The sequence below is a fragment of the Sphingobacterium sp. UBA1498 genome, from assembly GCF_002325125.1.
In the GTDB taxonomy this organism is placed as follows: Bacteria; Bacteroidota; Bacteroidia; order Sphingobacteriales; family Sphingobacteriaceae; genus Sphingobacterium.
In genome coordinates, this window is the sequence record NZ_DCRG01000032.1 from 150,180 (window position 1) to 174,755 (window position 24,576).

The 24,576-nt window shown below is 40.6% G+C and carries 23 protein-coding genes; 20 read left to right on the forward strand and 3 right to left on the reverse strand.

What is annotated here, in order from left to right:
• Positions 1-17: 17 nt before the first annotated feature.
• The 16 genes from B3139_RS17700 to B3139_RS17775 all read left to right on the forward strand — a co-directional run bounded on the left by B3139_RS17700 (position 18) and on the right by B3139_RS17775 (position 17,073).
• On the forward strand, positions 18-3,653 hold the full coding sequence (locus tag B3139_RS17700; RefSeq protein ID WP_293884866.1) for a SusC/RagA family TonB-linked outer membrane protein: 3,636 nt from the start codon (positions 18-20) through the stop codon (positions 3,651-3,653).
• 29 nt (positions 3,654-3,682) lie between these two features.
• Complete coding sequence (locus tag B3139_RS17705; RefSeq protein WP_293884867.1) at positions 3,683-5,257, forward strand: RagB/SusD family nutrient uptake outer membrane protein; 1,575 nt, start codon at positions 3,683-3,685, stop codon at positions 5,255-5,257.
• 10 nt (positions 5,258-5,267) lie between these two features.
• The gene (locus B3139_RS17710; RefSeq protein ID WP_293884868.1) at positions 5,268-6,185 is read left to right on the forward strand and encodes a hypothetical protein; all 918 of its coding nucleotides are present in this window, start codon (positions 5,268-5,270) and stop codon (positions 6,183-6,185) included.
• A 7-nt stretch (positions 6,186-6,192) separates the two neighbouring features.
• Positions 6,193-6,900 carry a fibrobacter succinogenes major paralogous domain-containing protein gene (locus B3139_RS17715; RefSeq protein WP_293884869.1) on the forward strand — a complete coding sequence of 236 codons (708 nt, stop codon included), beginning with the start codon at positions 6,193-6,195 and terminating at the stop codon, positions 6,898-6,900.
• A 37-nt stretch (positions 6,901-6,937) separates the two neighbouring features.
• A complete protein-coding gene (locus B3139_RS17720; RefSeq protein ID WP_293884870.1) occupies positions 6,938-8,053 on the forward strand; it encodes a TlpA disulfide reductase family protein in 1,116 nt (371 codons plus the stop codon).
• A gap of 238 nt (positions 8,054-8,291) precedes the next feature.
• Entirely contained in the window at positions 8,292-8,672 is a 381-nt protein-coding gene (locus B3139_RS17725; protein ID WP_293884871.1) for a hypothetical protein, read from the forward strand.
• A gap of 88 nt (positions 8,673-8,760) precedes the next feature.
• Positions 8,761-9,414, forward strand: coding sequence for an SCO family protein (locus B3139_RS17730; protein ID WP_293884872.1), 654 nt, complete (start codon positions 8,761-8,763; stop codon positions 9,412-9,414).
• Positions 9,415-9,427: 13 nt separating this feature from the next.
• Positions 9,428-10,276 (forward strand): FixH family protein, encoded by an 849-nt coding sequence (locus tag B3139_RS17735; protein ID WP_293884873.1) that lies wholly within the window; start codon positions 9,428-9,430, stop codon positions 10,274-10,276.
• Positions 10,277-10,392: 116 nt separating this feature from the next.
• A complete protein-coding gene (locus B3139_RS17740) occupies positions 10,393-11,241 on the forward strand; it encodes an MbnP family protein (RefSeq protein ID WP_293884874.1) in 849 nt (282 codons plus the stop codon).
• 10 nt (positions 11,242-11,251) lie between these two features.
• On the forward strand, positions 11,252-12,361 hold the full coding sequence (locus B3139_RS17745; protein WP_293884875.1) for a cytochrome-c peroxidase: 1,110 nt from the start codon (positions 11,252-11,254) through the stop codon (positions 12,359-12,361).
• Positions 12,362-12,374: 13 nt separating this feature from the next.
• A complete protein-coding gene (locus B3139_RS17750; RefSeq protein WP_293884876.1) occupies positions 12,375-13,241 on the forward strand; it encodes an MbnP family protein in 867 nt (288 codons plus the stop codon).
• 2 nt (positions 13,242-13,243) lie between these two features.
• Complete coding sequence (locus B3139_RS17755) at positions 13,244-14,305, forward strand: cytochrome-c peroxidase (RefSeq protein WP_293884877.1); 1,062 nt, start codon at positions 13,244-13,246, stop codon at positions 14,303-14,305.
• A 7-nt stretch (positions 14,306-14,312) separates the two neighbouring features.
• A complete protein-coding gene (locus tag B3139_RS17760) occupies positions 14,313-15,254 on the forward strand; it encodes a transporter (protein WP_293884878.1) in 942 nt (313 codons plus the stop codon).
• Positions 15,255-15,275: 21 nt separating this feature from the next.
• Positions 15,276-15,773, forward strand: coding sequence for a c-type cytochrome (locus B3139_RS17765; protein WP_293884879.1), 498 nt, complete (start codon positions 15,276-15,278; stop codon positions 15,771-15,773).
• An 8-nt stretch (positions 15,774-15,781) separates the two neighbouring features.
• Positions 15,782-16,168 (forward strand): hypothetical protein, encoded by a 387-nt coding sequence (locus tag B3139_RS17770; RefSeq protein WP_293884880.1) that lies wholly within the window; start codon positions 15,782-15,784, stop codon positions 16,166-16,168.
• A 38-nt stretch (positions 16,169-16,206) separates the two neighbouring features.
• Positions 16,207-17,073 carry a helix-turn-helix domain-containing protein gene (locus tag B3139_RS17775; protein WP_293884881.1) on the forward strand — a complete coding sequence of 289 codons (867 nt, stop codon included), beginning with the start codon at positions 16,207-16,209 and terminating at the stop codon, positions 17,071-17,073.
• Between the two features lie 135 nt (positions 17,074-17,208).
• Here the strand turns inward: B3139_RS17775 and B3139_RS17780 are convergent, their stop codons facing one another.
• On the reverse strand, positions 17,209-18,039 hold the full coding sequence (locus tag B3139_RS17780) for a DUF4595 domain-containing protein (protein WP_293884882.1): 831 nt from the start codon (positions 18,037-18,039) through the stop codon (positions 17,209-17,211).
• Between the two features lies 1 nt (position 18,040).
• Complete coding sequence (locus tag B3139_RS17785) at positions 18,041-18,808, reverse strand: MbnP family protein (protein WP_293884883.1); 768 nt, start codon at positions 18,806-18,808, stop codon at positions 18,041-18,043.
• Positions 18,809-19,053: 245 nt separating this feature from the next.
• On the opposite strand from B3139_RS17785, the gene B3139_RS17790 reads away from it, so the two are divergent.
• Together B3139_RS17790 and B3139_RS17795 are read left to right on the forward strand one after the other, a co-directional pair.
• The gene (locus B3139_RS17790; RefSeq protein WP_293884884.1) at positions 19,054-19,281 is read left to right on the forward strand and encodes a hypothetical protein; all 228 of its coding nucleotides are present in this window, start codon (positions 19,054-19,056) and stop codon (positions 19,279-19,281) included.
• Positions 19,282-19,292: 11 nt separating this feature from the next.
• Positions 19,293-20,489 carry a GTP-binding protein gene (locus B3139_RS17795; protein ID WP_293884885.1) on the forward strand — a complete coding sequence of 399 codons (1,197 nt, stop codon included), beginning with the start codon at positions 19,293-19,295 and terminating at the stop codon, positions 20,487-20,489.
• A gap of 184 nt (positions 20,490-20,673) precedes the next feature.
• Here B3139_RS17795 and B3139_RS17800 read toward each other — a convergent pair whose 3' ends face one another.
• A complete protein-coding gene (locus tag B3139_RS17800) occupies positions 20,674-21,552 on the reverse strand; it encodes an SDR family oxidoreductase (protein ID WP_293884886.1) in 879 nt (292 codons plus the stop codon).
• A 109-nt stretch (positions 21,553-21,661) separates the two neighbouring features.
• Here B3139_RS17800 and B3139_RS17805 point away from each other — a divergent pair, with 109 nt between their 5' ends.
• On the forward strand, positions 21,662-22,054 hold the full coding sequence (locus tag B3139_RS17805) for a winged helix-turn-helix transcriptional regulator (RefSeq protein WP_293884887.1): 393 nt from the start codon (positions 21,662-21,664) through the stop codon (positions 22,052-22,054).
• A gap of 980 nt (positions 22,055-23,034) precedes the next feature.
• Positions 23,035-24,186, forward strand: coding sequence for a TlpA family protein disulfide reductase (locus B3139_RS17810; protein WP_293884888.1), 1,152 nt, complete (start codon positions 23,035-23,037; stop codon positions 24,184-24,186).
• Positions 24,187-24,576 lie beyond the last annotated feature (390 nt).

Genomic DNA, 24,576 nt, shown 5'->3' on the forward strand with positions numbered 1-24,576 from the left:
TTATTTTTTTATTATCTATGAAGAAAAATGAACCCGAAAAACTATGGTTTGGCATCGCAAGTCGGTACAAGCTGTTGGCTTTATTTCTATTCTGCTATACGGTTGTAATGGGACATTCGCAGGAGCAGAATCGGATTTCCATCCAGGCAAGAGCCATCTCCGTGATCAATGCATTGGATCAGGTGAAACAGCAGTCGAATATAACGATCATGTATCAAGATGAAGTCATCGACAAGCAGCAAAACTTAGACCTCAGTCTGAAAGATGTAACGCTCACGGAGGCCTTGGCTACTATCTGTATGCGGGCTGGGCTACACTACACGGTACGTGATAAATATGTATTGATTACGCGTGCCAAAGAAGCAGCAAAGCCCCTATCTTCCACGTCTGCTGCGGTCAATAAACCAACTGTTGTACAGAAACGTTATGCACGTGGTCATGTAATCAATGATGCGGGGCAACCATTGCCAGGGGCCAGTATCGCGGTGGAATCAACAGGATTTTCGTTATCTACAGATGCCAATGGTTCTTTTTTAGCAAGCATCCCAGCCGATCGTAGTGTCGTATTGATCATTACGTTTGTTGGTATGGAGCCTAAGCGAATATCCATAAAAGCCGGATCTACCGATGCGCAGCTTGGTGATGTGCGTTTGGAGTTAAAACAGAACAAAATTGAAGAGCTTGTCATCACGGGGTATCAACAGATCAAACGCCGTAATCTGACTGCATCCGTTTCGTCAGTTACTATGGATGAACTTAAGATTCCTGGCGCCACCGACCTAAACAGAATGCTGGAAGGAAGAATTCCAGATATGGTAGTTTTTAATAATAGTTCGGAAGTTAACGCGACACCTCGTTTAAGGATACGCGGGACATCAACAATCATTGGTAACCGTGAGCCACTGTGGGTGGTCGATGGTATCATCGTGACGGATCCGGTTAATTTGTCGGCAGACGAGTTAAATAATCCAGATTACATAAACCGGATAGGTAATGCAATATCGGGATTGAATCCGCAGGATATCGAACGATTGGATGTACTGAAAGATGCTGCTGCAACAGCACTCTATGGTGCGCGTGCGGCCAATGGAGTCATCGTCGTGACTACAAAGCGCGGACGTGTTGGAAAACCTTTAATAGCTTACGGTACTCAGATGACGGTAAGACAGCGTCCCCGATACACCGATGGACGTGTCAATTTGATGAATTCGCAAGAGCGCATTCAATTCTCACAGGACTTAGTATCTAAACAATTTATATACCCATTAGATATGCCGTTGGTCGGATATGAGGCAGCTTTATCCGATCTCTATTCTGGCGCCCTTAATGAGCAACAATTTCAAACTGAGGTAGCCAATCTCGCGACAAGAAACACCGATTGGTTTGATATCCTTACCCACAATTCCTTGTCGCAAGATCATGCATTAAGCGTGTCTGGTGGCAATCAAGCAACACGATATTACATATCGGGCGGATATACAGATGAAAGTGACGTAGTGAAAGATGTTCATAACAGACGTTATACTGTGTCTTCCAATCTTGATCTGACGCTGTCCGACCGATTCTCCTTGCAGTTTAATCTAAAGGGAAACCTGAATCAGAGGAAATTTACGCAGAATAGTATCAATCCAATTAATTATGCGTATAGTACAAGCCGCGTAATTCCTGCCTTCAATGCTGACGGCACTAAAGCATTTTACAGGCGTTCTGTTCCAACTGTCGGCTACCTGAATTTTAATATACTGCACGAACTGGAAAATAGCTTTCAAAAAGTTGACGGAAATGGAACGACAGCGACCGCCAATGCGCTGTTTAAGGCGACTAGTTGGTTAAAGATCAATGCCGTGTTGTCAGGGGGCGTCATCAACAATGTGCAGGAGAGTTATTGGGGCGATCAATCATTTTATGTGTCCAATTTGCGCCTCAGTGAATATGGACAGTCTCCTCCTGCAAATAGTCTGTTACCATATGGAGGGGAATTGTCTCAGACAAACAGTAATACCAAGAATTATACCGCGCGTCTGCAGGCAAATGTTGACAAGACATTTGGTAATCGTAATCAGCACTACCTAAATTTTGTGTTGGGCACCGAGGCCAATACGACGCAGTATGTGAGTTATGCCGATATACAAAGAGGATATTCTCTAGAGCGGGGACGTAAATTTGTGGAGGATATTCCAGCTACATTTACAAACTATACCAACTGGATTTTACGAAATAGACCTGTAATAGTGGACAATAGGCGAAACCTTCTGTCGGTCTATTCAACGGCAGCATACACCTATAACGATTATCTGACCTTAAATGCAAATACACGATTTGACGGTTCTAATCAGTTTGGGAATAGAAGTAATGAGCGTTTGTTGCCTGTATGGTCGGTGTCGGCAATGGCTAACATCAAAAGTATGTTGGACGCGGATGGTAAGTGGGCTTACCTTGATGATCTATCTTTGAAGGCATCTTACGGACAGCAAGGAAATATGTTGGACAATCAAAGCCCTGTACTAACATTGCAGCGAGGAAGTTACAGTGCTTATTACAATGAGCCTATATCAACAGTAGACAAGTTGGCCAATCCAAACCTGAGGTGGGAGAAAACACATTCCACCAATGTTGGACTTGATGCGATATTCTTTAAAGGCCGTTTGTTGGTCGGAACAGAATACTACCATAAGCGTACCGTAGATGCTTTTATGGATAAGCCGATCTCCGATGTCAATGGATACACTTCCTATATTGTCAATTCCGGTGTGATTTCCAATAAAGGTTTTAATATTAATCTGACGACAGTGCCGGTTAGAAGCGAAGATTGGCGGTGGATGCTTTCAGCGTCGTATTCCAAAGTACGGAATACCATGTTGACAGCTCCTGGGCAGAGTACGTATCAGTTAAGTAACTTCTTAAATGGTACGGCAGTCGTACAGGACCAACCTGTGGAGACGTTTTATTCTTATCGTTTTGTAGGTCTTAGCCCTATTGATGGTGGTCCATTGTTTGACGACTGGGAAGATCGGCAGAGTGAATTGGTGGGATTAGGACAATACGATACGTATACACGTGTGCTAGAACCAAGTGGTGTGCGAATGCCAACATCGACGGGTAGTATAAATAACACAGTAAGTTATAAATCATTACGGTTTAACATCGGCCTGGTGTATGGATTAGGTGCTAAGACGAGATTGTTTAAGTTATTAGGCAATGTTCAGACGGGTTTCTCGTCCGAAAGAAATTTCAACAGGGATTTATTGGATGCCTGGCAGAAACCCGGAGATGAGCTGACGACGCGTATCCCTGCACTTATGAGTACATCATCCCCCGGATATAATTATTACACACAGCATTGGGGTTCAAATGGAAGCAATGGTGTTGCCGTTATTGGATCCAACGCTTGGGAGATGTATGATCTATCTGACGCTAGGGTCGTTAATGCAAATTTTTTGCGGGTCAATAGCGCATCACTCACCTACGAGTTTTCCAAGGAAATGCTTGCTCCATATAAGTTGTCTCGTTTGGCATTAACCCTGGGGGCGACCAATCTCCATGTATTTGCTGATAAACGTCTTCGAGGACAGATGCCATCACAAAGTGGTTTTTCTGATATACAGTTGACAGATACACCTACATTTACGTTTGGCCTTAATATCAACCTATAGTCTTCACGACTTATCTAAAGTAATATACCATGAAATTATCGCATTATATATTTTTATTGAGTACCATGGCGCTCGGCGCCTGTTCAAAATACCTGGAGGAGGTCTCACAAGACCAATATCATGTACAGGCCTATACCGATTTGGATGAACTGCTATTGGGAGCTGCTTATTATCCAGTTAAGAAATCTGCTCCCGTACAAGAGACGGAGAGTATGGGCGGATTCATCCACTTTCTGGGAGATGAAATGGAGGAACAAAATGGTGGTTTACCTGGGCAGTATGTTTTTGATACAAAACAATTTATATTTGGCCAGTACACGTGGCAGCAACGCGTTGGTGTCAATGAAAGCAATACAGGGTTTGCCTCGGAAAATGAAGCTTGGAGTGAAACGTATAAACTGATCAATGTTGCCAACAGTATTATCGCGGCTGCCACTAAATTACCGAAGGCCACCACTGACCAAATTCAGGGAGCCAACCGTGTAGAAGGCGAAGCGCGATTTCTTCGTGCTGCATACTATTTTTGGTTAGTCAATCTCTATGCTAAACCCTATGTAGCATCCACTGCCAGCGCAGACTTAGGCGTACCGCTCAAAATTCAGGAGGAAGTATTAGACGTATTGTATCAGCGTAATACTGTGCAGGAGGTCTATGATCAGATTCTATCAGATTTAGAGATGGCAGAAAAACTATTGGATAATACAGGCCCCCAAAGATCTCTGTATAGGGCGGACATTACGACCGTTCATTTGTTATTGAGTCGCGTACATCTGTATATGCAACATTGGGAAAAGGCATTTGATTATGCCGACAAAGTTGTCACTGCTCGTCCAGCACTTGTCGACCTCAACAGTTCGCAGGGATCTTTCTTGCGAAAAGAATCAGTAGAGAATATTTTTTCAATGGGAGGAAATGATGTCCCGCGTAATATGTTAAACAGTGTACAAAGTTTTCGTGTGGCGCATGACTTGTATCAAACCTACAGTGATGATGACTTGCGCAAAACACGCTGGTACTGGGCTATGGGAGATTTTGTAGGGTATACTAAGACACCTTCTTCGGGGGCAGCAACATTGCCGAGTAATATCAGTTATTACAACAACCAATATTTCAGTTCAGGCTTTACAGCGGTATTGTCTCCCGTATCCGACAAATTCTTGTACCGTACAGCAGAAGCCTACCTCAATAAGGCGGAGGCATCTGCATATCTCAATAGAGAAAGTGAAGCCAGAGCAGCGTTGAATCTGTTGCGTAGTAAGCGCTATAAAGCAGGATCTGCTTATGAAGTGAAAGCTGGCGGAAATGAGCTGATCCAGCGTATACGTACCGAACGTCGTCTGGAGCTCGCGCTAGAAGGACACCGCTGGTTCGATCTACGCCGTTACGGTGTCAATAATGTACTTCCCCAATCCAAACGGATTGTCCATAATTATACCGTTTATTCAGGACGTGTTTCAACAACTATGGTAGAGCGCCGCCAGTATGTGCTAGAAGAGAATGATCCAGGATACACGTTGCCACTGCCACAAAGTGTAATCGATTTTAACACGGGAATGATCAATAATCAACGGCCCGTGAGAACATTTACCTTAATACCCCGCTAACCATAAGAGCATGAAAAACCTAAATTATTTTATAGTAATAATCGTTGTAGGATGTTTGACATCTTGCCGAAAGGAGGCTCCGCTTAAGGTGCAAGAAGATCCTCGGAGCGCTTATTTCCTACCAAATGAATCTGCCACTGACGAAGAGTCCATCATGCGTAGATCATTCTTTACCGAAGAGAAAAGCTATCTTTTATTTAATGATACTTTGCGTAACGAATTTTTGGGCGTCGATTATAATGGAGACAAGCAATATCGTACAGAACGTTTGAATATGGGATATATTTTGGCAGGTACGGTAGACGGACTACAGTCATTTACGCATTTACTCCTGCCAAGTATAGAAGAGAAGCGTGCGTCTGTTGCATTTATGAAAAATTATGTATTGCCCGATCTACCTTACGTGCTGCGACCCTATTCTTGGTTTCTAACCAGTAGTACTGAGATCATCGATGTGCTAGGAATGCCATCCTACCCAGTTGCGATAGCGGGAGAGCGTAGTGTCGCTGTATCGCTTGGTGGTATTGCGACATTGTCGGACAACCAAAAGAGCGTTTTGGCCAGTCAGATAATTGCTACGACTGTTGCCTATAAGGTTGCAAAGCTTGACGACGTAGCACAGCGTTTTTATGCGGTCAGTCAAACGTTGTACGGTACACAGTTTCCTGTAGTTAGTTATACAGAAGAGGAAAATAAAAGAGAACTCCTTCAACGCGGATTTATTGTGCAAAATTGGTTTATAGAAGGTTTGTTTTTATTATATGGTTCTATTCCGTCTCGTGAAAAGGATTTAGAGTCGTATGTAAAATTGGTGTTTACGAGTACCGATGAGGAAGTAAATGCGCAATATGCCCAGTATCCAGTGGTCATGCAGAAGTATCGGTTGTTGAAGACGATTTTTACCGAGGAAGGATATTTGAATAGATAATAACGAAATGATGAAAAGATATTGTAAGATATGTATTTATATCGTCCTTGCTTTGCTCTTGGTAGCCTGTGCGGATAAGCAGGACAATTTGAAACCTATGGTGATACCAACAGGGAGAGGAACCTTTACCGATAGCCGTGACGGCTTAACGTATAACTGGGTCCGCTACGGGAGATTGGAATGGACGGTTGAAAATTCGCAGTTTGATACCGGTAATAGAAAGAATTGCACCATATACCAATCGTATGGATGGGAGCAGGGACAGCCATTGTTGTTAGACAATGCGGTTCGATATGGTTACCTCTATACGATCGAAGGAGCAAAGCTGGCGGTGCCAACCGGCTGGCGTCTTCCAACAGATGAGGATTGGAAGGCCTTAGAACAGGAGTTAGGCATGTCTGCTGCACAGGCTAATGCATTGGACTGGCGCGGAGAGCATGTGGCTGACTTGATGAAGCATACCAGTTCAGAGCGTGGTTTGGATATTAAGATGAGTGGATATTTTACACCCTACACCGTTATGGCAACATCAGGATACCGGTTCATGGGCTCATATGCTTTTTTGTGGACAGCGACAAAGGATGAGGCCAAAGAGGGGGAGTACTATTTTTATCGTAAACTTCTATACAACAGCGGGCAGGTTTACCGAGAGAGTATGGAGCCCGATCAAGCTATGCTTAGCGTACGTTTCGTCCGGGATGTGGCCGCACAATGATATTATATAATAGAAGATTAAATTTAAAATTAAACAAATGATGATAAAAAAGATGAGGGTTTTGACGAAAACCTTATTATTTGCCGCGGTGCTGATAATGTTGGCCGCATCAAAAAAAGGAGGATATACCTTACAAGGAACAGTAGAGGGAGCAAAAGAAGGTGATACTGTCTTTTTAGTGGAAATGCAGGGCTTTGGCATGCTACCGCTTGATACCGCTTTGATTACAAAAGGGAAATATCTCTTTAAAGGTGTGCAAGATGAGCCTGTTTGGCGTTTTGTGGTCTGCATGAGCGGAGGCCAGCACATCGGTGGTACGGATCTCATATTGGAAAATGGCAATATCCGAGCGGATATCATACCCAAAAAGCGCTCTGCTGTCAAGGGTACGGCTAACAATGAATTGTGGAACAGTTTTGTGCTAGAGAAGGAGAAGCAGGGCGATATGCTTAACCCACTGTGGGAGGTTTCGAGCGATTCTACAGCCAGCGATGCAGATCGTGAAGCAGCAAACAAGGCAATGAAACAATTGCAGGCAGAACAAGATCTGTATGAGTTTAATTTTATACGGAAGAATATCAAAACAGGAGTCGCAAAGGTTTTATTGGAAGATAAGTATATGCGATATTCGCTCGAGCAACTCGAGATCCTTACACAGGATTTTAGCAGAGCTAAAGTTAACAATGGTATAGCACAGGCTATCGGCAAATATGTGGATAGTATGAAGAAGACAAAAATCGGTGCAACAGTACAGAATATCAAGTTATCAAATGAACAAGGGGAGGTTGTGGACCTTTTGGATCAGGTCTCCAAAAATAAGATCACATTGATTGATTTTTGGGCCAGCTGGTGCGCACCATGTCTTGCCGAAGTGCCACATTTGAAAGAGGCATACAAGGGTTACAGGTCCAGAGGTTTCGAAATAGTCGGTATATCACTGGATCAAAGTAGCGAAGCTTGGAAGAAAGCCATAGTCGAACATAAGATGTCATGGCCGCAGATCTCTGACCTAAAGGGATGGAAAAGTGTGGCTGCCGAACAGTATGGTATACGGGCTATTCCGTTTACGCTGTTGGTCGATCAGCAGGGTAAAATTGTCGCTAAAAATCTGCGAGGCGAGGAGCTAGAGCATAAGTTGGCAGAATTGCTGTAAGAATTTCAGTATATCGCGCCAGACATGATTTGTTTGGTTAAATCCATAGAGGCTGTATCACATGTCAATTTTCATATGATACAGCCTCTTTTCGATTTAAATTTTTTATTGAAAGAGACCAACTTAGCTATTTGTTAAATGGCTTATTGGTAGATTACTCTACGGATTTTTTGAAGATAGTAAGCATTAGGTTTGCTTATTCCATCTTTCATCTTTATATTTGGCGGATTAACTAAACATGAAAGCGAAACAATTCATATGGATTTTACTGCCATTGATGCTCTTACAGAGTTTTTCAAATGTATGGCTATGGTCTGTATTTGAATTGAATAGAGATTATATCGCACGCAATGAATGTGTGAATCGCTTCAATGAAAAAGCACTTTCCTGCCGCGGGCAATGTGTGTTGATGAAGAAAATGCGTGAACATGAGGAGAAAGAACAAAAAAATCTTGAATCCCGTATTATTGACGTAGTCTTTATTGACAACTCCCACAATTTTTCTTTTGATATTTCTTCCTTAAGTAACGAAGATTACATTCGTTTGTCTTATCCAGAGTACAAACAAGATTATTCGTACAACCCCATCTTTACAATTTTCCATCCACCATTGATTTAAATATTTAATCGCATGTGGCAATTGATATGCTATTCAACGAGATGGCTTTTTCAATTGCGAGTGTCAAAAATAATTAAATCAAGATATCATGAGCACATATTCCCGTATAGGAATATTTGTGACCTTATTTTTAGCATGCCAATTTATTACATGTAAGCCATCATCTATTTCAGATCGATTACCCATTTTAGGTGAAAGAGAGATTACTGAAACTGATAGGGGCGGAACCAAGGTTATAGATACCCTATACCATACAATACCTGATTTTGCATTGGTTGATCAGGACAGTACCATCGTGTCTAAAAAAACATTGAATGGAAAAATCTATCTAGCAGATTTCTTTTTCACACGTTGTCCCACGATCTGTCCGGTCACTTCCCGCAATTTACTTCAAATCGCAAAACACTTTGTGAATGAACCCCGCGTTGTCATTGTATCACACACGGTAGACCCTAAATACGACAGGCCCTATATATTGAAGCGTTATGCTGCAGAGCTGGGAGCACCTTCCAATTGGCTTTTTCTGAATGGTCCGAAAGCCGAGGTGTACAAGCTAGCTGGTGCTGGCGGTTATTTCTCGTTCGCGCAGGAAGATCCGAACGCTCCGGGAGGATTCGACCATAGCGGCGCTTTTACACTTGTCGATACTGATTTTCGTATCAGGGCAGTGTATGATGGTACAAAAACAGATTCAATTCCAAAAATCATAACCGATATCCAGCATTTGCTGAATAAAGGATAACAAATATAATTTAATGAATTTATCAAAACTAGTTTTCAAATTTACTATAGCATTTTCAATTGCCTTATCGGCGATCGCTTGTTCGTCTAAAAATACCGACAAAAAACAGGCTGATGGCGAGGATTCCGTGGCATCTGCCATTCCTAACGAATCTGAGCTTATTTCGATCTCTGATACCATATACAATGGTCTGACATTTAAAGTCTATGCAGATGATAAACTTGACAATAAATATCATACTATTTATTTACAGGTAAAGGACAAAGATGGCAAACCTTACAATAGTTCATCACTTGACTATTACCCACAGATGGATATGGGAATGATGAAGCATGGGGCACCTTTTGAACATCCTATTGCTTTGGGCGAGGGTTGGTATCAGGGACCAATGGTATTTATCATGGCTGATATACCGGATATGGGACCAGGCTGGCACTTGTATACCATCCTTGAGAAGGAAGGGAAAAAAGATACCATAACCATAAAGCTGCCCGTATCCGCCGCGAAGACAACGCGTACGATGAGCTCCGGTACACGGGATGATAGCCGCGTATTTGTATCTAATCTGCTTCCCGATACCTTAAAGCAGGGAAAGCATCCGATCAAATTTTTGCTGAACAAAATGGAAGACCACCATTTCCCTGCACTGGATGGATATCGTATCAAATTAGCAACAAATATGCCGTCGATGGGGCATGGATCATCAGGGAATAAGGACGCCGAAGCCATTGGAAATGGTTACTATGAAGGAGAGGTCAACTTTTCCATGGCCGGCCAATGGGAAATCATCGTTGAACTGTGGAAAGACGGGAAGAAAGCAAATCAGGACGATATCAAGTACCATGTTCAGGTAACTAAATAGTTATTGAAATTAAAAATAGGGATTATCGTAATTTCTGGCTGTTTTTTTTTTAATCTGAAATAGCTTCCAGGTTTACGATAGTTTTAAAACCAACTAACATAAAATAAATTATTAAAATGAAAAAAAATCTAGTCTTTTTATTGACCGCAATTGCAGGTCTTGGTCTTTCATCTTGTGAGAAAGAAGTTGTCAAAGAAGTTCTTACGGATAGCCAAGGGACAGCGACACTTAAGTTTGATGCAAGGTATGGCGATCAGGATTTTGAATTAAACAAAAAATATGATTACAAGCTAACCAATGAAAGTGGTACATACAATCTTCAATTCGATTTTAATAGATTCCGCTATTGGGTAAGCAATGTCAAATTGATTAATGCTGCCGGACAGGAAGTACTGGTACCCAATTCATATTATTTGGTTGAGGAGACCCAGGAATTGGTCGTGGATCATTCCAATGATGTATACCCAGCCACAAAAAGAGAAGAAATCGAATTAAAAAATATTCCCGTAGGGCAGTATAAAAGCATCAAATTTTCGATCGGTGTAGAGCCTAAATATAACGATAACTTCTCGTTGACCACTGGTGAACTGGGCGTGCTGAATGGAATGGGCTTTGACGACGGATGGATGTGGTTTACAAGTTACAAGTTTCTGAACCTCAAAGGAAATATCTATTGGGCGGATGGCAATCCAAACAAAAAGGCATTGTTGTGGGATATCGGGTCTAATGAGCTATACACTGGCGCTGAAAAAGAAGTGGCATTTGATAAAAATATTGAAATCAGCGGCACCTCAACCTCTACTATAAATTTCAATGTAGATGTTAAAGAACTGTTGTCAACTACACCTTATCCTTGGGCCAATAATACCATCAGCCAGACAACAAAAGATCTAATGAAAAGCTTGCGCGATACGTTCCTTTCCAAGGCAATAGTTTTCAAAGGGACTGAATCCAAAACAAAATAAGATAGTGGGGATGTCAATATCAAAAAGAATTAAGGTATTTCAGTTTGGTTTTTTGTTGGTGGCCAATTTAATGTTTTCCTGTCAGAAGGAAGCCGTAGAACCGGTTGGTCCAAAAGATAATATTGCTTATGTACTGGAAGTGCCGGCCAACTTTCCCCAGCCAGCTGCAACGCCAGACAATCCCCTCACAAAGGCAGGCGTCGAACTGGGACGGCGCCTGTTTTATGAACCCTTACTGTCCTCAACGATGACAGTAAGCTGCGCAAGCTGCCATCATCAGGACCGTGCGTTCTCGGATGGTCTGATCCTTTCCAATCTTGGTATTTCGGGCAAAGCCCTGGATCGGCATTCTCCGGCATTGTTCAATCTGGCCTGGGCCAACAATGGACTTTTCTGGGACGGTGGATCTAAAAATTTAGAATCACAAGCCTTCGGACCGTTGACCCACGAAGATGAAATGGGAATTTATTTTCCAGAAATGGTTGATCGGCTGATGGCAAAGCCATCCTATGTCAGCCTTTTTAAAGAGGCATTTGGGGAAAATCCCACGGCCGCCGGCGTGGTCAAGGCGCTGGCCCAATTTCAGCGGACGATTATATCGGCCAATTCAAAATATGACCGCTACAAACGTGGAGACAGAAAAGTCTCTTTCAGCGAAAAAGAGCTGCTGGGTATGCAGCTGGTACAGGCAAAATGCGCAGGCTGCCATTCTTCGGAACTGTTTACCGACAACAATTATCATAACAATGGAATCGATACGGATTTTAGTGACGATTCCAAAGATTGGGTCTACAAGGGCAGGTATCGTATCAGCTACGACAGCAAAGACTTGGGCGCTTATAAAACGCCTTCTTTACGCAACATTATGGTTAGCGCTCCGTATATGCATGACGGGCGTTTTTCAACCATTGATGAAGTTTTACAACATTACAGATTTGGGATAAAAAGCACAAAATATACCGACCGGCTGCTTTTTCAAGATAATGGGAATGCGGGCATACCCCTGTCAGACAAAGAAGTAGAAGCGGTCAAAGCATTTTTAACTAGTCTTACCGACGAAACACTACTATCAGAAGCGAAGTATGCTAATACAAAGTTAGACATCAAAGGGATTAAATAACAATAAAAAAAATATGAAAACGATTCAATTTAGTATTTCTGTGTTCATTCTGTCAATGACACTCATCTTTGCTACCGGTTGCAGCAAAAAGGATGCGCCAGCACCAGATGAGACCAAGAAAGGTGTATTCTCCATCGAATTTGACAACATTGTTGGCGATGAAACATTGGGATTTGATCCTCGTACCTATAAAAATGCTAAGGGCGAAACCTTTCGGATCAAGATATTGCGGTATTATATCAGCAACATAAAACTTTACAAAGCTGATGGCAGCGAGTATGTTGTTCCCCAGGAAAAGAGCTACTTTTTTATCGAGGGCTCGGAGAAAGCGACACGATTTGCAAAGGTGGACGTTCCTGAGGGCGACTATAATAGGGTGAAATTTATTATCGGTGTCGATAGTGCACGCAGCACCATGCCTACCGAAGCCCGTCAGGGCGTACTGTCGTTTAATCCGGATGAGGGGCATGATGGGATGTATTGGGGATGGAATCAAGGTTATATTTTCTTCAAACTAGAAGGGTATTGTGACAAAATTTCCGATGACCAGCAAGGCGACCCAACAGGTAATAAGCAATTTAAATATCATATTGGCGGTTATGGTGGCTACAACCCCAAAGCACCCACACTAAACAATATCAAAGAGATTACGATGGATCTAGATCAGGCTGGTATTGCCCAGGTCCGCGAAGGCTTGCGAAGCAATGTGCATTTGTTCGTTGATGTCATGAAACTGTTCAATGGGCCTTACACATTTTCTATTGTGCAGCATCCAAATGTCATGTTCAGCGAATTTAGCCAGAACATCGCTAATAATTTTACGTCCATGTTTACACATGATCACACCGAAAACTTCGTGAAAAGCGAATCTGAACTGTAACTATGAAAAAGTTTATTGTCTTAGCACTCGTTTTAGGCCTGGTTTGGGCCTGTCATAAAGCAGATGATATTGCAGAGGATATATTCCCTGGATTTGTACGTCCTGCAAATTTTCCTGAGCCCGTTTATAAATTTGAACGCAATCCCATTACATCTGAAGTATTTGAGTTGGGGCGGCAACTGTTTTATGAGCCGCGTCTATCCCGCAACAATACCATTGCCTGCGGTAGCTGCCATATTCTTTCAGCAGCATTTACCCACCATGGCCACGATGTGAGCCATGGGATCGACGACAGGTTGGGCATTCGAAATCCGATGCCTATTTTCAATATGGCCTGGCAAAAGGAGTTCTTTTGGGATGGAGGTGTTTTCGATTTAGATATGTCGCCTGTCAATGCGATTACCAATCCTGTGGAAATGGATGAGTCGGTGAGCAATGTGCTGAGCAAACTGCGCAAAGATTCCGATTATCAGCAGCGATTCAAGAAAGCCTTCGGTAGCGAAGGTATCACAGACGAGCGATTCTTTAAGGCGCTGTCTCAATTTATGCTAATGGCCATTAGTGCCAATTCAAAGTATGATCAGGTCATGCGGAAGGAAAACGGAGTCTCTTTTACAGATGCTGAAAAAAAAGGCTATCTCTTTTATCAAAACAACTGCTCGCGCTGTCATACTGAGCCACTATTTACCGATCGGGATTACCATAACAATGGATTATCACCCAATCATGCCCACGATATCGGTAGAGATACCGTGACATTGAATCATAATGATCGCTATAAATTCAAGACACCAAGTCTGCGCAACTTGTCCTATACAGGTCCGTATATGCATGACGGCCGTTTCTTGACCTTGGACCGGGTATTAGAACACTACCGTAACGGCATGGTAGATTCCAAAACCTTGGACCCGGGATTCCGGAAAGCCGACGGTACTTTGGGCATCTCGATGTCAGATGAAGAGAAAGCCAATCTGTTGGCATTCCTAAAAACCTTAAATGATGCCTCTTTCGTAAATAACAAAATGTTGGGAGAACCTGGAAATACGGGCTTTGTGGTAAACTAAAATCAATATGAAACGAATAAAAATAAAAATAATAATACTTGCTCTTGCACTATTTCCCTTATCGTCTTGGGCATGTGATATCTGTGGCTGTGGCGTAGGCAGCTATTACTTGGGCATCCTGCCACAGTTTAATAAGCGTTTTGTGGGGGTACGTTACCAATATAAAACTTTACAGACCCACTTGGGACCTACAGGCAGCCGTACACCACTCAGTGCCGACGAGACCTATCAGACGATGGAACTCTGGGGAGCATGGAACTTTGGGAGCCGCTGGCGGGTTATGGCGATTGTTCCCTACAATTTCAATGAGCGTAAGATCCCTGGAAGTGGCGATATGGGGAAGATGAATGGCCTTGGCGATGTGGTAGTCTATGGCTATTACAAAGTGTTTGAAGAGATGGGAGGAACGAGGTCAAACAAAATGTTCAACCATTCCCTTTGGGTAGGTGCGGGAATCAAAGCGCCGACAGGTAAGTATGACAATTCCCAACGTTCATCAGCCAGTCAGGATGAGCCCAACAATTTTCAGCTGGGTACAGCCAGTACAGATTTTATGCTAAATCTGGCTTATGATATCCGCATAATGGATTTGGGACTCAATACCAATGTTAGTTATAAGATGAATACAGAGAACAAATACGATTACCGGTATGGTAACAAATTTTCTGTCAATTCATTGCTATACTACAAATTCAATATAAAAGATAAAGTCCGCCTATCGCCCAACTTAGGGGTGGGGTACGAGACACAGCCTAAGGATGTCACCATGGCACGTTATGATGTGGCTCAGTCAGGAGGCTATAGCCTGGCTGGAATAGGCGGTGTCGAAGTCAATATGGGTAAAATTAGCGTCGGAGCCAACTATCAGACCTTATTGTCCCAGGATCTTGCCGACAGCCGCGCTAAATCGGGCGGCCGCTGGCTTACGCATATTTCCTATAGTTTTTAATCACCATAACATAAAAGAGAGATGAACAAACGAATCAACGTAATTCTTTCCTGTCTCGGTATCATCGGAATGATCGCCTGCGGTGGGAATGGAGACAAGAAGAAAGAAAGCAGCAGCAGTACAGCAGCAAACCAACCTGTAGCATCAACAGAAGCAGCAATGTTGGACTTCAAATCAGATGGGTCCAAAGGAGTAGGGCCTGTTACCGCTATCGAACACAAACCATTTGATGCAAAGCTAGCCAATAAAGGTGTAGAGCTCTTTGTTTCCAAATGTGCTATGTGCCACAATTTTGAACGCACTTTAGTGGGGCCATCGTTGGATGGTGTGGTGAAGCGGCGTACGCCAGAATGGATTATGAACATGATGTTGGATCCTGCCACTATGCTTGAAAAAGATGCCGATGCAATAGCCCTGAGCAAAGATTTCAGTTCACCGATGATTAGCTTAGGACTACAGCAGGAGGAAGCCAGAGCTATTTTGGAATATTTAAGAGAACGTAATAGCGCTTCGAAATAAATCGACCTATGAAAACCCACAAAATCAGATTGTTGTTTTGTACCATGATGGCTTGGGCTATTTGCCTACAGTCAACAAATCTGTTGTGGGTGTACATAGGTTTTGAGGCTAACCGGAGTTATATTGAACAAAATTTATGTGTCTATCGGTATATGCCTGCAGCCACCTGCAAAGGTTTCTGTTATCTCAGTGAAAAGTCAACTCAGGAGCAGCACGCCAATGATGTACACGTCAAAATGAAGGGTATAGAAACGTTGGTCATTGCGCAGTATACCGCAAATTTCTACCTCTATTGCCCTGTTGTTGAAGTTCTTACCATCTCTTATTACAACCCGAATGCTATGCCGGTATGCCCCGGTGTAAGCACTTCCATATTTAAACCTCCTATCGTATAGCCTTTTGCCTATTTATTTTTTACATTAAATATGAGACAATGGTTATACGAAAAGAAAAACTAGATTTTTTAAGATTAGAAGATATTGATTCCTCTTCCAGCGGAATTGTGATTATCCCAATAGCCCAATTTTTACATGCTAAAGGTAACCAGAATACACTGCATTCACGCTCATTTTTCAGTCTGCTCTTGTTGACGCAGGGCAGCCTTCTAATGGTAGCCGACAAAACAATTTGTACTGTTGAGCCCAATGAGATTATTAGCCTCAATTCCAATTGCGTGTGTAGTTTCCAGCACAACGCATCGGTTGAAGGTTGTGTAATACTTTTTACGGAAACGTTTTTTATGCAGCGATATAATACCGACACACTTCAGTATTTCAATTTTCTGAAGATTAATGCGATAAACGGTTTTTTGTTGGGGGAAGATGAGATATATCGATGCAGACATCTGGTGAAATTGATGCAGGAGGAATTTCATTCCCTAAGAGTAGGATCAAAAGATGTCTTGCGCAATTATTTGAGCATCCTTTTACAGATGTTGGGTCGCAATATGGCAAATGATTCAGTTTCCACTAAAATGGATGAAAAGGAAGAGAAGATCAGTCTTTTCGAATCATTAGTGAATGAACATTATAAAGTGAGCCGCTTTCCATCATTTTATGCTGACCGGCTCAACATATCTGTCAATTACCTCAACCGTATCTGCAGAGAAAAACGGTCGGCAAGCTCTGGAAATATGATTCGCGAAAGGATTGTGCTCGAAGCAGAGCGTTTACTTTATCACACTTTCAAGACGGTAAAGGAAATAGCTTTTGAGCTCGGGTTTGATAATGTACCGTATTTTATTACATTCTTTAAAGCTAAGAAAGGTGTTAGCCCCGAAGAGTTTCGGCGCAAACAGTGATATTTATAGATGAAGCTCATCAAAGCCTTTTCCCGATTCATGGAAAAGGCTTTTTTCGTTTCTATGGTATCCTAGTGGCATTTTTGAATTGGGTCTTCTTTTAAAAGACCATAAAAAAACGTAGTACTTATATTTCTATTTGCACAGGTAATTGAAATTGTACACGGTTGAATCGATGCTTTCTTGCATATTAATTTCTTTCAGGTGCAAAATTTTGTTATCCTGATCAGTTGTGTATTCAAAATGATAAGATCCAATACTTTTGATTTGATTTTTCACCTGTTTGCCAAGGTAACCACCGGCATACAGAATTCCCCACGGAGAAGTCTGGTTGACGGGTTGTGGTATTCGGTTGATCAATGTCTGAATATGATAAAACGGAGATAAGGTAAATAGGGGATTGGCTGTGTACGGCTTCTCCGTATTGTACGTCAACGAAAAGCTTCCTCCGGCTATTCCGTCAGACACATTGACCAAGTTTCCATTTTGGTAGGTAAGCAATACCTGTTTGTCCCCTTCTTTGATAGCTTTGAGTTGATCATTCTGATCATAGTCAAAACTTAGCTCCATATAGGTCTTTAATTCCGTATCTTTATAAGAGTGCATTTTTCGGGTCATACTTACCGCGAGGCCCTTGTTATTGAGTTTGTATTCATCGATAGATACATAAGGTTCTTCAAAAACAAAATATTTTATGATAATTTTATCATTATAGTACTCGAATGACATAGGATTGCTGTCGACTGAACCGATGATTATTCGGTTATCGGCATCGTTCTTAAACTTGGTTGTTACTAATTTTCCTTCCCGGTCACCCATATACCATTTGGACGAGTAGTCTTGGAGTATACAGATTGACTCAGGTTCATGTGGAGATTCGGTTGTTTTTTCGTCTTTTGAACACCCCATAAATAGGGTTGAGGCTGTAAGTGCTACGGCGAATAATTTTTTGATTGTAAAAGTCATTTTATTTTAATTTGAAGAAGTTGTTTTTGAAGGCCTCTGCTGCTTTTTCCATCAGCTCTGGAGTTGATGCTGCCACAGCAGGATTATTCCAGCTGTCTACTGCCTGAAGAATAGTGGCTACATCACCCTCAAATTTTATTATTTCTTTGCCGTCTTTCGCAAGGTTTATATCCTTTTTCACGGTGATTGTCCGGTAGTTTTCGTTCAGTCCAGTCTCAATTTTGAGTACCTTGGATGTCTTATCGACAACCATTCCTTTGAGACTACTAAATATATAGCTCGTATGCCACATCCAGGATACGTTGGTCATACCTTTCATGGCTGACAATTCACCAATTGCATCGCTGAGGTTGTTGTTGCGTTTTTCATCTACCCCTACAGCAAACGATATGGATTTATAGGTGTTTTTTGGAATGTTATTTAATGTGATACTTTCCCGCTTATTGGCGGGGTAGGTATATTGCCCTTCCTGTACTGCTACCTCGCTAGTTTCTTCAATCAGGTAATATGCATTTGGAACTTCATACCATGAGCCGTCCAGAGCCTCTAGCTTTATATTGCTGATCCAGTATCTAAAGCTGTCAAATGTGTAGTTTTTTCCATCGATGTTATAGGTCTTATTGATAGCAAAATCCTCGTTACCAACCCGATTATCGAATATCAGTTCTAAAGAGCTGTTGTTTGTTATTATTTCTTTTTCTTTGCTGCAGGAGATGAGTGATAGCAGGGGAGAATAGATCAATAACGATTTAAGAGTTGATTTTAGCATGGTGAATAGTTTTTGTTTATTGGGTTCTATTTTTATGTTGTAAGTAATACTGCAAAAATATCAATCCTCTACGCCATTGACGTTTTACAAAACGTGCGAATGAGTTTTGTTTTCGTGCATAATCCATATCCCCTTAGATAGAGACTCGTGAATTTTATAGACAAGCATCGCTCTATTATTTTTTAAATGCAACTAAATTGCTTTTGTGGATTATTGTAAGTACTTTTGTTTATAAATAGAAGACAATGAATATAATTCCTAAAAACTTTGAAGACTGGAAATGGTGTATCGAAAAGAAATGTGGTATTCCATTAACGGTAGATTTTGTCAAAAGCCGGTTAGCTATCTATAACGACTATTCAAATACCGAAACGCAACGTTTTGTAGCTAATTACGGGAAAGAACATCTTGAGAATATCAAAGACTGGATGAAAGTAGTTGCTGATTTAGAGGAGCATACAAGTAAAAATTAATTTTGATCAAAATGGAAAATAAATTACCGGTTACAGTCTTAAGTGGCTTCTTAGGTGCTGGCAAAACATCATTGTTAAATCACGTGTTGCATAACAAGGAAGGTAAAAAGGTTGCCGTGATCGTAAATGATATGAGTGAAGTAAATATAGATGCACAGTCTGTTGAGCGTGAAAATGTTCTTTCCCGTACGGAGGAAAAACTTGTTGAAATGAGTAACGGATGCATCTGTTGCACGTTAAGGGAAGATTTGATGATTGAGGTTGAGCGCTTAGCAAAAGAAAATCGGTTTGATTATCTCCTAATTGAAAGTACAGGGATATCCGAGCCGATTCCTGTTGCTCAAACATTTAGTTACGTTGATCCTAATAATGGGATTGATCTTTCATCTTTTAGTTATATTGATACAATGGTCACTGTGGTAGATTGTTTCAATTTCTCTAAGGATTTTGGTAGTGCAGACACTTTGTTGGATAGGAAATTGGCTGATGATGATATGGATAATAGGACAATTGTGAATCTATTGACAGATCAAATAGAGTTTGCAAATGTTATTGTTTTAAACAAAGCAGATCTTGTATCAGAGGAAACAATAGGAACTTTAGAAGCAGCTATTGGTAAACTCAATCCTGGGGCCAAGCTAATAAGAACTCAATTTGGACAGGTCGATCCCACAGAAATTATGGGTACTGATAGGTTCGATTTTGAAGAAGCATCTGCATCAGCAGGTTGGTTAAAGGAGCTTGAGGCAGATCATGTTCCCGAAACAGAAGAGTATGGAATTTCATCATTTGTCTTTCGTTCGCAGCGGCCCTTTCATCCACAGCGGTTACATCGCTATTTAAATGAGCATTATCCCCATAATATAATCCGCGCAAAGGGCCTTTTTTGGTTAGCGTCAAGACCCGATACGGCAATTAGTTTTAGCCAGGCCGGTGGAAGTGTCCGTTTAGAGAGTGCGGGCTCTTGGTGGAGTAGTATGCCAGAAGAAATGCGTTATCAATATCCGATTTATTCTGAAATAAGAGCTGATTTATTAAAGCGTTGGCATCCAGAATGGGAGGACCGAAAAAATGAATTAGTTTTTATAGGACAACATTTGGAGAAGGATAAATACCTTCAGGAGTTGGAAGCGTGTTTGTTGACCGAAGAAGAAGCTGATGATTGGCGCTTCACTTGGTGGAAGGACGAATTTCCTAAAAATCTTTAAAAATACTATCAATATTACCGCTATTTAAATCCTGCATGCTTATTCTGTTTTTAATAACATATTGGCAATCTACGTGAAGCATGGGCGACAAAGCTTAGTTAAATAACTCATATATCTATCTAGTAAATTCTATTCTGGAACAGAGCCCCAATTAGCCTTTAAAGTTAATTGGGGCAAATGAGTATTATTTGTACAGTATGTTAATGAATTGTTGTAGTGACGTTGGTTTTCTTCCTAAAAATTGTTCCAATGTATCATCTTCAACATCCATGGTTCCTTGTGCTTGAGCCATCGCCCACATACTAAAAACACCTACGAATGCTTCCGGCACATTTGCCTGTTTTAGTATAGCCTCATATTCGGCTACATCAGGCGATACATAATTTATACCCTTACCTATAGTATTTCCTATTGCTTCGGCGACATCGTTAAAGTTAAAGGATGTAGTATTTGTTAGTGAATAGGTTTTGTTTTCGTGTCCTTCGGTAGTCAAAACGTGAGCTGCGGCCTCTGCCAGTTCTTCACGTAAAACATAACTTGCTTTTCCATCACCTGCCGGGAATAATATCGTACCATTTTTGGCAACATCAGCACCGGTAAAAATAGAGAGCATTTCAAAATAAATACCATTTTGAAGGATGGTGTACGTTATGCCGCTATCTTTTAAAGTAGCTTCTGTATCTACGTGCGATTGCTGAAAACCTGCGATAGCAGATTGTTCAAATCCCGGAACACGAACAAAAGAGGTATAGACGATATGTTTTACATTTGCTTGTTTTGCAGCATCGATTACTGCTTTGTGGTGAACGGTGCGGTTTTCGTAGGCCTGTTTATCATTACTAGATACCAAAAACAATTTGTCTATATCCTGCATCGCCATCATTAATGAAGCTTCATTCTGATAATCTCCGATACGTATATTTATTCCTTTTGCTTCGAATCTTTTTGCTTTCTCCGCGTCTCTAACCAATAGCGTAATTTCGGAAGGTTGAACCCCCTTATTTAGTAAATGTTCGACAGCTTTACCACCGAATTGTCCTGTTGCTCCTGTTATTAACATCATAATAATATATTTTTTTAACTTTACAAAGTTAGAAAAGCCATTACGTCTATTCGACTTTTGGAGACACAATTAACGGTATACATATGTATACCAAATCTTTTAGCTGATAATGAAAAGTTTTGAAGAAATAATCAATAGTGGATCTGAAGCATGTCCACGCAGTTATGTTTTGGCATTAATGGATACTTTAAATGTAGTGAGCGGTAAATGGAAATTGCCCATCATTGCCTCCCTTTTTCGTAAGAATACCCGTTTCAAAGATTTAAAAGATAACGTGCTTAAAATAACGCCTAAAATGCTTTCCAAAGAATTGAAGGAATTAGAGATCAATGGTATTGTGGAAAGAACCGAAGTAGATCATATTATCGAGTACAATCTGACGGCATCTGGAAAGAATATGATGGGTATTATCGAAGCAATGATTGGATGGGGACTTACACACAGAGAATTAACGATCAAAAACGATCCTATTCCTGTCAGCGATGGCGGTAGCGAAATATAGAATTGATGCTTGCCATAGCTTCGCCCCATCTGATTATATCGGGAGGAATGCTTGAAATCTCTATTGACAACACTGTCTAAATTAGTCCATATCAAGTCCATATAATCCAAATCACATTTTTCCCTTACGGTCTTCCATGATTGAGTTGACATTATTAGCCGGTAGTCCGTCTTCCGTTGGGAAATTTTTAAAAGACTTTTCTTTGCAAGCTATGCTTATAGTCTTTAATCGTCATCCCAATACGCTTTTCGCAGAATTCCAAGGTAAAGTTTTCGCCAGATGTTCTATACCCTGAGAATCATTGGTGATTGGCTCAGAATTTTTATTCTTGAAAACAATGTTTCTAAGTTTCATAATATAAGGTTCGTTTAAAGGCAGTTATTTCGATTTTGGCCATAAATAAAATAAATACTACTAAATAGAAACAAACATTCAGTTATTCCAAATCAAAATAAGATCCATTGACTACAACCGTATTTTGTATACCGAATATTATCTGTTTTCTTGTAAATAATGCCTTGATTTAGAATAGTAGTATCGCTGCTTAGTACTATCGGTTTAAAGTGATAAAATATCTATTTGTCTCTTGCAACTTATACTAAAGGCGTTTCTAAATCTGCAATTGGATAATTAATTTGGCGCAAATAGATAGTCATAGATAAAAAATGCATGTCCGATTATCGATAGGCTCTGATAGTTCAATACCATTATTTGGGATAGCTGTCGTTTCTAAATAGATATTTAACGCGCCTGATGTGCATCTAGAAGCTTGAGTAAATGATGGGCGAATTCGTCAAAAACAGGGAGCCAATTCGCTGTTTATCAATTTTCAAAAATTTTTCTAGGTTCAAATGATTATCTTCATTTTGAAGTCTATTTACATAAGATCTCAAGGTGAAGTATCTGGAGTTCATTGCTATCCGTAATCAATATTTGGCGCTATATTTTTAACGCCTTTTTCAAACTATTATAAAAAATATATGCGTTTAATTCACTTTTTCTTCTTCCTCCTAATGCCTAGTCCACTTTTATGGGGCCAAGAGAACGTTAAGCTTAAAATACACCTTGAAGGTATAAATAGAGAGCTGTTTAATATGCATTTTGATGATGGTCTCGTGAAAGATTTTATCAAAGCGCGTCAGGAAGATACGCTGATGCTGCTAGAGAGAGCTTCTTATACACCTTACCCAAGAATCTCAATTTCATATAAGGGTAAATATTATGATTATTTCATTAAAAATCAAATACCTACTATAAATATACATTATGATTCAAGTAGAGTGGATTTTCCTTTTTATTCTGATCAAACAGGCAATATTACACCGATTTATGATACAGTCTCCAGTCCAATTTTTCGCAAACTAAGAAGCGATCTAAAAACAGAGAACTTCCAACTTAGTGAGTTATGGAGCAAACATGGATCCGAAATTCGCACGAACGATTCCGTCAAATTTGCACTGAAGAAATTAACGAAAGAAATGAATGTAAAATCAATGGCTCTATTAGCATCTTACCCAGACGACTTTTTCTCTTTTCTATACTTTAAGGAACAAGTTCTCTTTCCAACACTTTCAGTCGAAGATGATTCTGATTATTATAAAAATCTACTGGATTACTACAAACGGACGTTTCCTAGTGAGTTTAGATTAACTGTGGAAGGTAAACAGATAGCCCAAGATATAGAACACAAAATCACTCCAATACTTATTAAAGAAGGAGACATGATGCCAAATATTTATTTTAAAGATATCTATGGGGATACCATTTTTTTAAAGAATCAACGTGAACGCTTTGTGCTAATGGATTTTTGGGCAAGTTGGTGTGGCCCTTGCGTAGCACAAATTCCTGACTTAAGACTTTTACGTGAAACTTTTTCAAAGGAATTGTTGAAGATAGTAAGCATTTCAATAGATCGTGATTCAGTAAGCTTCTTAAAAAGTGTTAAAGAAAATGAGATGAACTGGGTTCACGGTTTTGACCGCGGGGGTATACTGAGTAATTCTCTTGGTTTTACCAGCATTCCTAGGCTGGTTCTTTTGGACCAAAATGGTAAGATCGTTTACTACAAGACTGGAGGAAGGATTGACATGGAAAAGATAAATGCCATACTTAGAAAGTATAGTACTTTCTAAATTTCTGCTCCGTCATCAACTAATTGTAATCTTAAAAGTAAAATGTTCTAATCGATCGATGTTTATCAGGCACGTGTTTAATTTATCTTCAAAACGATCCAATGTATCCGTATTCTTAGAAATATATTTTGTAAATCATGTTTGTCTCCCTGTAAGTTTGACTTAAGAATCGAATCCCAATTCGGATAGCATCCGTTCGTGGTTATTCATAAAAACTGCTTAGGAAATATTACGCCCTCTTCTAAGATAAATTTCTTTTGATGTGCTGATTTATGTCGTTTATTACTTTATTACGCTGTTTGAATTAATTCAATTTTTGCTGAGGTTGGATTCCCACCTTATTCGCTGTTTGATCAGCTACAAAACTTTGATAAAGGAATATGTAATGAC